Genomic DNA, 10,478 nt, shown 5'->3' on the forward strand with positions numbered 1-10,478 from the left:
GGTGATAAATTAACTGCTGAACACAAAACAGCAATTGAGTATGCATTAACTGAATTGAAAATGGGTCATGAAACACAAGATTTAGACGCTATTCAAAAAGGTTTAGATAACGTTAACGCAGCTTGGAAAATTGCTACTGAAGAAATGTATAAATCACAAGAGCAAGGTGAAGCTGCACAAGCAGAACCTCAAGCAAATGCTTCTGGAGATCAAACTCAAGATGTAGATTTTGAAGAAGTGAAATAATTAGTTAATCTTTATAATTATTAAAACCGAGTCAGCAATGATTCGGTTTTTTTTTCAAATTATAAAAATTGAATGAAATAGATATAAAATATAGATGGATTGATTATTTAGGTTTCATTGCATTTTCAATTCTTGCAACTAAATCATTTAAGTGAAATTTAGTTAAACGATCTGTAGAAGTAGCACTTGCTTTTTTCAATTGGGCTTTTAATTCCACCAATTGTCCTTTAGCTATAGAAGGAATATCTGTATCTAAGACACTAATTCTTTTTCCATCAAAATTTCCAGTAGCGGTTTTAACATCTTTTTCTATGTTATTTTAAATGATAATATGCATGCATAGTATTATTTTTTTATATATTTGAAAAAAATCTACACCATGGAAAGACAAATGCTAACGTCTCTTTTACAAATTACACATCCTGTAATTATAGCTCCCATGTTTTTAGTATCTAATACAAAAATGGTCATTGAAGGAATGAAAAGCGGAGTTGCTGGTTGTATTCCTGCATTAAATTATAGAACATTAGAAGAGTTACAAGCATCGATTAGAGAATTAAAAGCGGCTAAAGTTTCTGGAGGAAGTTTTGGTTATAATTTAATTGTCAATAAATCCAATATAAAGTATAAAGATCAACTTCGAGTATTATGCGAAGAGAAAGTAGATTTTATCATAACCTCTTTAGGTTCGCCAGAAGAAACCATTAAAGAAGCTCATAAAGTGGGAATAAAAGTTTTTTGCGACGTTACCGATTTATCTTTTGCAAAAAAAGTTGAAAGATTAGGCGCCGATGCTTTGATTGCTGTAAATAATCTAGCGGGAGGGCATCGAGGAAATTTAGATCCAGAAACTTTAATTAAGGAATTGAATGAAAATACTTCGCTACCTGTAATTTCTGCAGGTGGAGTAGGGAATAAGTCCGATTTAGATAATATCATCAGCTATGGAGCTGTTGGTGTTTCTGTTGGAAGTCCGTTTATAGCTTCCATAGAATCAGCTGTTTCGCAAGAATATAAACAAGCTTGTGTTGATTATTCAGCAAAAGACATTGTGATGACCGAACGCATTTCGGGAACACCTTGTACTGTTATCAATACGCCTTATGTTCAAAAAGTAGGTACTAAACAAACTTGGGTAGAAACTTTATTGAATAAGAATAAAGTCCTCAAAAAATGGGTCAAAATGATACGTTTTTACATTGGTATGAAAGCAACCGAAAAAGCGGCTACTCAAGTAACTTACAAAACGGTTTGGGTAGCGGGTCCAACCATTGAAAATACCAAAGAAATTTTACCAGTTAAGGATATTGTAAGTAATTTAGTTTCGTAATTTATTCAATTACAATTTCAAAGGTTTTATCCCAATTTTTACCAGTTATAAAATAGGTTTTCGTAGCTGGGTTGTATGCAATTCCATTGAAAGCATCAAGTTCGGGATGTTGTGTAACTTTAGTTTTTAAATCGGCACAATTAATTATATTTTCTACCGCACCTGTCTTTGGATTGATAACTGCTATAGCTTCTTTTTGATAGATATTGGCCCAAATTTTTCCATTGATCCATTCCATTTCATTAACAGCGTCTATTTTTGAACCAGCTGTGTACACGCTAATGTAATCAACAACTTTAAATGTAATCGGATCTAAAGTGTAAATTTTCTCAGAACCATCACTCATGTATAATTTTTCACCATCATTAGTAATACCCCATCCTTCGGTTTCAAACGAAAAAGTTTTTTCTAGTTTAAACGTTTTTGCATCATAAATAAAACCTGTTTTTTCTTTCCAAGTTAATTGATAGATTTTGTCTTTTAACACCGTGACTCCTTCGCCAAAATACTTGTCCTCCAATTTAATTTGCTCAGTAACTGTAGCCGTCTTGTAATCGGTCTTTCTGAGTGTTGATTCTTTATATTGTCCCGTTCCTTCTAATAAAATGCCATTATAAAACTCAAAACCTTGAGTATAAGCATTAATATCATGCGGATAGGTATTAATAATTTTGTAATTCAAAATTGTAGGCTCTTCACTGGCATATATTGAAAAACTACTCAGAATATCAATACTTTTTCCTTCAAAATATACTAAAGCTTTGATGGTTTGGTTTCCTAATTTCTGATTTTTTAATGCAAATGGTAATTTTTCGTTTCCTTTTACTGCACCTGCTTTTAGGTCATTAATGTAATAAACTACTGAATCAATGGTTTTATTTTCTTTATTCTGAAGCACTAAATCAATACTTTCCTCAAGTTTAAGTATTGGTTTTATAGAAGCATTTTCAATTGAAAATAAATTTTTTAGTGCATTTTCATCCTCTTTACATGAATTTGAAATAATACCTAATGCAATGAAAGCGAATAGCTTAAGTTTTAACATGTTTAAAATATTTTATAAGGTAAATATACAATGATTTTTTATACCTACAATTACCCTTGTAAAAATATAAAAAGATTGTATATTTGCACCGGCAAGTCCTACACGACCAGCTCCTGCAGACTCCTCCAGGGTGGGAACACAGCAAAGGTATGTGGTTGTAGCGGTGCGATGTAGGTCGCTTGCCTTTTTTTATTTCATCTCCTTAGGGAGATTTTTTTATGCCCAAAAGTTTCTTACCTTCGTAACATATTATATTGTAAATGAAAAAAGTAGTATTAATTACAGGAGCTTCTTCTGGAATAGGTAAATCAATCGGCGAGTATCTGCATAACAAAGGATTCATAGTATATGGAACTAGTAGAAATCCCGAAAAAGCTACTCATTCAGTATTTCCATTGATTGCATTAGATGTTCGTAATAAAGAAAGTATTATAGCTTGTGTGACTGAAATCGTACAAAAAGAAGGCCAGTTAGATGTTGTAATTAATAATGCGGGTGTTGGTATTACGGGACCAATTGAAGAAATTCCAACAGAAGAAATCCGAAATAATTTTGAAACCAATCTATTTGGTCCGATCGAAGTAATGAAGGCAGCTTTACCCCAAATGCGTTCTCAAAATTCAGGCTTAATTATTAACATTACTTCAATTGCTGGGTATATGGGTTTGCCTTATCGGGGCATTTATTCAGCATCAAAAGGCGCATTAGAATTAATTACCGAAGCATTACGAATGGAAGTAAAGTCGTTCGGTATCCAAATTACAAATGTTGCTCCAGGCGATTTTGCTACAAACATTGCAGCAGGTCGTTATCATGCACCTGTTATCAAAGGTTCAGCATATCAAGTGCCCTATGGAAATACCTTAAAGGAAATGGATTCGAATGTAGATAGTGGAAATAATCCAAACGAAATGGCAGCCGCAATTTTTGCTATTATACAAACCAAAAGTCCAAAAGTACATTATAAGGTAGGGGCTTTCATGCAAAAGTTTTCCATCCTTTTAAAACGAGTTTTGCCTGATTTAGTCTATGAAAAATTATTGATGAATCATTATAAATTATAATATGATTTATTTTTTAAACATTTTTAAAATAACTATCGCATGCGGAAAAGTTATTGAAGCTAAAAATGAAAAAAATAAAGCATCGAAAATAATAAGGTCTTTTGCTGCAAAATATAATAATGTTATTCCACATAGCGACACAAACCAATACCAAAATGCAGTTTTTAAATAATTTTTAAAATTAGTAAAACTATAACTACCATATAAAAAAATAATTTGATCATTTAACGAAGGTATACTGTGCCAAAAAATAAAGTAAATTGTGAAGCCCCAAATTAAGCTTGAACTTTTAAAAATGACACAAAGCAAAACAAGATAAAAGAATTGTTCTAAAATATTCTTTTTAAAATCACTTGATTTTATTGCCATTAAATAAGAAAAACACACTAAAAATAGGCCGAGCACTAAAACTATTACTTTATATACTATGGGTGATAAAGTTATTGAAGTGATTTCAATAATTATTTTTGAGACTTCACTATTGTTAAAATTTAATAAAAGCCCCAAAATAAATAAACCATAAGTAAGTTCAAATAATTTACTTGCTAGATTTCTTTCATAGGAAATTATTTGCCAATGTTGTTCTCCAAAATGATAACCACTTACAATAATAAATAAAAGTAAGGCTAAAGTTGGTAACGAGGTAAACAGAATTACAGACAATAAAACAATTATAACATAACTTATAATTATTTTAATAAAAGGCTTCTTTTTTTTCTTTTCAATTCGATCAATTAGCACCAAATCATTAGCTCCATGCAAAATTCCGAATGTAAATATTAAAAAAAATCCAAAAATTATTTGGTTATTATCTGATAAATAAGAAGTTAGCCATAAGCCTAGAAAGCTTGTTATTATTGATATTTTACTCATTTTTAACACACATAAATGAATTTTGTTTAAAACAATTTAAAATTAAACAAACAAAAAAAATTGTTTTTTATATTATTTTTTTTATAAATTTACAATAATTAACTAATTCAAACTATTTTAATTATGACAAATTTAATGTTTCTTTCATCTGGTGTAACAAAAATGTTACCTAATGATTATGTTGGTTTTACTTTTTTTATTGGAAGCATGGCTATGATGGCTGCTTCAGCATTTTTCTTTTTATCATTAAGTCAATTTGATAAAAAGTGGCGTACTTCAGTATTGGTTTCAGGTTTAATTACCTTCATTGCTGCAGTACATTATTTCTACATGCGTGATTATTGGAATGCGTTCCAAGAATCGCCAACGTTTTTTAGATATGTTGATTGGGCTTTGACTGTTCCATTAATGTGTTTAGAGTTTTATTTAATTTTAAAAGTAGCTGGTGCTAAACAAAGTTTATTGTGGAAAATGATTTTTTACTCAATAGTTATGTTAGTTACAGGTTATTTTGGAGAAACAATTTTTAGTGATCAAGCAGCTTTATGGGGATTCATCTCTGGTTTAGCTTATTTTGCAATCGCTTATGAAATTTGGTTTGGTGAAGCTTCTAAACTAGCTGCTGCAGCTGGTGGAAATGTTTTATCTTCTCACAAAATTTTATGTTGGTTCGTATTAGTAGGTTGGGCTATCTATCCATTAGGTTACATGTTAGGAACTGATGGTTGGTACACAGACTTTTTAGGTAAAGGAAGTGTAGATGTAGCTTACAATATTGCTGATGCTATCAACAAAATTGGATTTGGTTTAGTTATTTACAATTTAGCTGTTAAATCGACTTCAAGCGATAAAGCATAATTCAATTTTAAATTTTTAATAAAACCGCTTCATTTTATGGAGCGGTTTTTTTATTTTATTCAAAATGGATTCCTTACTTTTGCATTTCAAAACAACACACAAAATTAAATTTTAAAAGATGAAATTTTTTATAGACACTGCTAATTTAGAGCAAATTAAAGAAGCACAAGAATTAGGAATTTTAGATGGTGTAACCACAAACCCATCATTAATGGCTAAAGAAGGCATTACAGGAAAGAACAATATCTTAAAGCATTACGTAGATATTTGTACTATTGTAGATGGTGATGTAAGTGCCGAAGTAAATGCAATGGATCTTGAAGGCATGATAAGAGAAGGTGAGGAGTTGGCTGAATTACACGAACAAATCGTCGTTAAATTACCAATGACTAAAGAAGGTGTAAAAGCTTGTAAATATTTCTCAGATAAAGGAATTAAAACCAATGTTACTTTGATTTTCTCTGCAGGACAAGCATTATTGGCTGCTAAAGCGGGTGCTACATATTGTTCACCTTTCTTAGGAAGATTAGATGATGTTTCAACAGATGGTTTAAACTTAATCGATGAAATTCGTCAAATTTATGACAACTACGGTTTTGAAACGCAAATTTTAGCAGCATCTGTACGCCATACCATGCACGTGATTAATTGTGCTAAAATTGGAGCTGATGTAATGACAGGTCCGTTATCATCAATTACAGGATTATTAAAACATCCATTAACAGATATCGGAATTGCACAGTTTATTGCTGATTACGAAAAAGGGAATAAATAATTTTATTGAACCCATAAAAAAGCGCTCATTAGAGCGCTTTTTTTATTGTAGATTAGTTTCAAAATTCACGTCAAATAGATTCGCAAATCCATTCTTTATAGTGCCATCTGCATTTAATATAATGATACGATGCACCTTTGTGATTACCCACTTATTTCGAATTGCTTCAAAGTCATCAGCATGTAATTCATAAGAAGGGTTTAATTTGTATTTTTTCAATGCATTATTCCAGTTGGGTTGCGTATCGTCAATATTAATCGCAATAAAATCATAATTTGGGTGTTTTGCTTTTAAATCATCAATTTTCTGATGTGCTACTGCCATATGTGATTCGGCATGTGTCGTCCAAAAATACAATACCGTAGGTTTTGAAATAATTTTATCTAAAGAAATCAGATTATTTTCAGCATTCACTAAATTAATATCGGGAAGTCGATTGCCTACTTTCAAATTTTGTACCGAATTGTATATCGTTCTAATTTCTTTTTCAAGTGCCGCATCAGTTGATAAGTGCAAATAACGCTCAATGAATTTTGTATTATTATACATGTTTTGATCTTCCAATAAATACATTAGCGCCACATTGTTCAGCACTACATTTCGAACTTTTTCATTGTTAATTATTTTATTGGTAATGTTTAACTTTTCAATATTATTTTCAATCGAGTTTTCATTAAGATTTCCTTTATTTTTTTCATAAGCCATATTGTTGAGCATCATGCTTACATATTTGATAAAAGGCGAATAATTTATTAAATCATGATTTTCATAATTTACTTCTTTTCGATGGGCATAATAATTAGAAGGTAAAGTTTTTCTTATGTTTTCCCCTGTTCTAAACTGATGTGCATAAGGATAGATTTCTTTTTTGGTAATATGATGAAAATCAAGACTGGCCTTTGCAACCGCATCAAATGTTTCGTCCCAACCAATTTCTGCTTTTCGTTTTAGATAAAATGATTTACGAATAGCAAAACTAGAATCTATATTTTTTGTAAATTGTTTTACATTCCGATCAAAAACATCATACATTGTACCTTTGTCCTCTTCGTTTTTTAAGTACATTTCCATCAAGAAATTATTTTTTTCATCTCCACGACCACAAAAAACAATTGAATTGTCAAAATCAAAAGCATTTATTCTAACCATTAAACTGTCGTTCTTATCAAAATAAACATATTGATATTCAGGTTCGTGTTTAAACGTATATAAACCAGGGGCTAACGAATCAAATTTATGCAGGAATCGATTTTTTTTGTCTAAATAAATCGTATCAACGACCGTATTATCCTTCAGTAAAAGTACATAGTTCGTTTGTGGATTTTGTACTTCACCCCCAAAGTAAGCTACATAGTTTTTTGCTTCAAAACCTTTCTTACAAGCAGTAAAACATGAAGAAATAATTATGAATAGCGGTAAAAGGTACAGTATGTATTTTTTAACCATGCACTTAATATTTTTATTTAATAACAAATGTATTAGTATTATTCAAACGAGCTTGTTAACATTCAGTTAAAATAAACCAAATATTAAATAGTAATAAACCATTCAAAATCTACTATTTTTACTACTTTTGCATCAGTTTTATAAAAATACAAAAATGTTAACAGTTTCAAATTTATCGGTTCAATTTGGTAAACGAATTTTATTCGATGAAGTAAACACAACTTTCACCCAAGGAAATTGCTACGGAATCATTGGCGCCAATGGTGCTGGGAAATCTACCTTCATGAAAATTATTTCAGGAGATATGGACCCAACATCGGGTCGCGTAATTCTTGAACCTGGTAAAAGGATGTCGGTTTTAAATCAAAATCATAATTTATTTGACGAACATACGGTTTTAGAAACGGTATTGATGGGAAATAAAGTATTGCATACGATAAAATCTGAAATGGATGCTTTGTATGCCGATTATACCGATGAAAATGCTAACAGAATAGGCGAATTGCAATTGCAATTTGACGAAATGAACGGATGGAATGCAGAAAGCGATGCTGGAAATATGTTATCTAATTTAGAAATTGGAACAGAACATCATTATACGTTAATGGCTGATTTGGACGGAAAATTGAAAGTTCGTGTCTTATTAGCGCAAGCTTTATTTGGAAATCCAGATGTGTTGATTATGGATGAGCCTACTAATGACCTGGATTTTGAAACTATTGGTTGGTTAGAGAATTTCTTAGCCAATTATGAAAATACAGTTTTAGTAGTATCACACGACCGTCACTTTTTAGATGCAGTTTGTACACACGTTTCGGATATTGATTTTGGAAAAATCACGCATTATTCTGGTAATTATACGTTTTGGTACGAATCTTCTCAATTAGCTGCCCGTCAAAAAACACAACAAAATAAGAAAGCGGAAGAGAAAAAAGCAGAATTAGAAGAATTCATCCGTCGTTTTAGTGCGAATGTGGCAAAATCAAAACAAGCTACTTCTCGTAAAAAAATGATTGAAAAATTAAATTTAGACGAGATTAAACCTTCTAGTAGAAGATATCCTGCAATAATTTTCGATGTAGAGAGAGAAGCAGGAGATCAAATATTAAACGTACAAGGTTTAGCCGCTTCAGTTGATGGAGAAACATTATTTAAAAATGTGGATTTAAACATGGCTAAAGGTGATAAAATTGTAGTTTTCTCTAAAGATTCAAGAGCCACCTCTGCTTTTTATGAAATTTTAAACAATAAAATGACTGCTGATGCAGGTACTTTTGATTGGGGAATTACCACAACACAATCCTATTTGCCAGTGGACAATCATGAATATTTTGATGGAATTGATTTAAATTTGGTGGATTGGTTGCGTCAATGGGTAAAAACCGAAGAAGAACGAGATGAAGTTTATGTTCGTGGATTCTTAGGAAAAATGATTTTCTCTGGAGAAGAAGCTTTAAAAAAATGTAACGTTTTATCTGGTGGAGAAAAAGTACGTTGTATGCTATCACGCATGATGATGATAAGAGCTAATGTGTTGATGTTAGACGAACCAACGAATCACTTGGACTTAGAATCGATTACTGCTTTTAATAATTCCTTAAATAATTTTAAAGGTTCAATATTGTTCACTACACATGACCACGAATTTGCACAAACAGTAGGTAACAGAATCTTAGAATTAACGCCAAATGGCTCCATAGACCGATACATGACATTTGATGAATATTTAGAAGATGAAAAAATAAAAGAATTAAGACAGAAAATGTATTCATAAATAAATTAAAATTTTTGAATTAAAAATTAATGAGTATAAAGGAAAATATTATTCAACAAAAGTCATTTGCTTTCGCAGTTAGAGCAATAAATACTTATAAATTTTTAACACAAGAAAAAAAAGAATTCATTTTGTCAAAGCAATTTTTGAGAAGTGCTACAAGTATTGGTGCAAATATTGAAGAAGCTATTGGTGGTCAATCAAATGCTGACTTTATTTCAAAAATAAGTATTTCGTATAAAGAGTCGAGAGAAACAGTTTACTGGTTAAAATTAATGAAAGAAACAGATTATTTGAATGAAAATGAAGCAAATAGTTTATTGCAAGATGCTCTTGAAATATGCAAGATTTTAGCTAAAATAAAAATAACCATGAAAAAGGATAGTTAATTAATTGTCCTTTTTTTTTATTCCTTAATTTTTAATTTTAAATTTGTAATTAAATTAACTTCATCATGAGTCAAAAAGTTTTGCTCACTTCAAAAGAAGTACACATCATCTTGCATCGATTAGCTTGTCAACTAATTGAAAATCATTTAGATTTCTCAAATACTATTTTAATCGGTTTACAACCAAGAGGTAAATTCCTAGCCGAAAGAATCAAACAAATTTTAGAAACAGAATATAAAGTAACTGCAATCCAATTGGGATTTTTAGACATTACTTTTTTTCGTGATGATTTTAGAAAAAGCGATAAACTATTAGAAGCTAATAAAACTCAAATCGATTTTTTAGTAGAAGATAAGAAAGTTGTTTTTATTGACGATGTTTTATATACTGGAAGAAGTATTAATGCAGCGTTAACCGCCATTCAATCCTTCGGAAGACCATCAGAAGTTGAGCTCCTAACCTTAATTGACAGAAGATTTAGCCGTCATTTACCCATTCAACCCGATTATCGCGGAAGACAAGTAGATGCTATAAACAACGAAAAAGTATTAGTAAAATGGCTTGAAAATGATGGAGAAGACGCCGTTTATTTGGTAACAAAATAAAAACAGAAAATCCAAAGCAATGAAAGAATTATCAGTAAATCATTTAATCGGAATAAAACACATTACCAAACAA

10 protein-coding genes, 1 other RNA gene and 1 pseudogene are annotated in these 10,478 nt (G+C 30.8%); 9 read left to right on the forward strand and 3 right to left on the reverse strand.

Translation table 11 applies throughout. From position 1 onward, the window contains the following. A pseudogene (locus ACIQZC_RS06270) lies at positions 1-246 on the forward strand (molecular chaperone DnaK); the annotation flags it as partial. A 379-nt stretch (positions 247-625) separates the two neighbouring features. Further along, positions 626-1,576 (forward strand): NAD(P)H-dependent flavin oxidoreductase, encoded by a 951-nt coding sequence (locus ACIQZC_RS06275; protein ID WP_396138384.1) that lies wholly within the window; start codon positions 626-628, stop codon positions 1,574-1,576. Position 1,577: 1 nt separating this feature from the next. Here the strand turns inward: ACIQZC_RS06275 and ACIQZC_RS06280 are convergent, their stop codons facing one another. Next, positions 1,578-2,621: a glutaminyl-peptide cyclotransferase gene (locus tag ACIQZC_RS06280; RefSeq protein ID WP_396138385.1), complete on the reverse strand. Its 1,044-nt coding sequence runs from the start codon at positions 2,619-2,621 to the stop codon at positions 1,578-1,580. Between the two features lie 89 nt (positions 2,622-2,710). Between ACIQZC_RS06280 and ffs the strand changes: the two genes are divergently transcribed. Continuing rightward, an RNA gene (gene ffs / locus ACIQZC_RS06285) (signal recognition particle sRNA small type) lies at positions 2,711-2,809 on the forward strand. A gap of 72 nt (positions 2,810-2,881) precedes the next feature. After that, the gene (locus ACIQZC_RS06290) at positions 2,882-3,685 is read left to right on the forward strand and encodes an SDR family oxidoreductase (protein ID WP_396138386.1); all 804 of its coding nucleotides are present in this window, start codon (positions 2,882-2,884) and stop codon (positions 3,683-3,685) included. Between the two features lie 6 nt (positions 3,686-3,691). Here ACIQZC_RS06290 and ACIQZC_RS06295 read toward each other — a convergent pair whose 3' ends face one another. Continuing rightward, positions 3,692-4,558: a Brp/Blh family beta-carotene 15,15'-dioxygenase gene (locus tag ACIQZC_RS06295; protein WP_396138387.1), complete on the reverse strand. Its 867-nt coding sequence runs from the start codon at positions 4,556-4,558 to the stop codon at positions 3,692-3,694. A 123-nt stretch (positions 4,559-4,681) separates the two neighbouring features. Here ACIQZC_RS06295 and ACIQZC_RS06300 point away from each other — a divergent pair, with 123 nt between their 5' ends. Both ACIQZC_RS06300 and fsa read left to right on the forward strand, forming a co-directional pair. Next, entirely contained in the window at positions 4,682-5,416 is a 735-nt protein-coding gene (locus ACIQZC_RS06300) for a bacteriorhodopsin-like (protein ID WP_396138388.1), read from the forward strand. Positions 5,417-5,534: 118 nt separating this feature from the next. Beyond that, a complete protein-coding gene (gene fsa / locus ACIQZC_RS06305; protein WP_396138389.1) occupies positions 5,535-6,191 on the forward strand; it encodes a fructose-6-phosphate aldolase in 657 nt (218 codons plus the stop codon). A gap of 42 nt (positions 6,192-6,233) precedes the next feature. Here fsa and ACIQZC_RS06310 read toward each other — a convergent pair whose 3' ends face one another. Next, a complete protein-coding gene (locus ACIQZC_RS06310) occupies positions 6,234-7,637 on the reverse strand; it encodes a TlpA family protein disulfide reductase (RefSeq protein ID WP_396138390.1) in 1,404 nt (467 codons plus the stop codon). A 154-nt stretch (positions 7,638-7,791) separates the two neighbouring features. Here ACIQZC_RS06310 and ACIQZC_RS06315 point away from each other — a divergent pair, with 154 nt between their 5' ends. The 3 genes from ACIQZC_RS06315 to pyrR all read left to right on the forward strand — a co-directional run bounded on the left by ACIQZC_RS06315 (position 7,792) and on the right by pyrR (position 10,405). Then, entirely contained in the window at positions 7,792-9,411 is a 1,620-nt protein-coding gene (locus tag ACIQZC_RS06315; protein WP_396138391.1) for an ABC-F family ATP-binding cassette domain-containing protein, read from the forward strand. Between the two features lie 29 nt (positions 9,412-9,440). Beyond that, positions 9,441-9,800, forward strand: a complete 360-nt coding sequence (locus ACIQZC_RS06320; RefSeq protein ID WP_396138392.1) for a four helix bundle protein — start codon at positions 9,441-9,443, stop codon at positions 9,798-9,800. 65 nt (positions 9,801-9,865) lie between these two features. Next, on the forward strand, positions 9,866-10,405 hold the full coding sequence (pyrR, locus tag ACIQZC_RS06325) for a bifunctional pyr operon transcriptional regulator/uracil phosphoribosyltransferase PyrR (RefSeq protein WP_396138393.1): 540 nt from the start codon (positions 9,866-9,868) through the stop codon (positions 10,403-10,405). Positions 10,406-10,478 lie beyond the last annotated feature (73 nt).

The sequence above is a fragment of the Flavobacterium sp. genome (assembly GCF_044338735.1).
Classification (GTDB): domain Bacteria; phylum Bacteroidota; class Bacteroidia; order Flavobacteriales; family Flavobacteriaceae; genus Flavobacterium.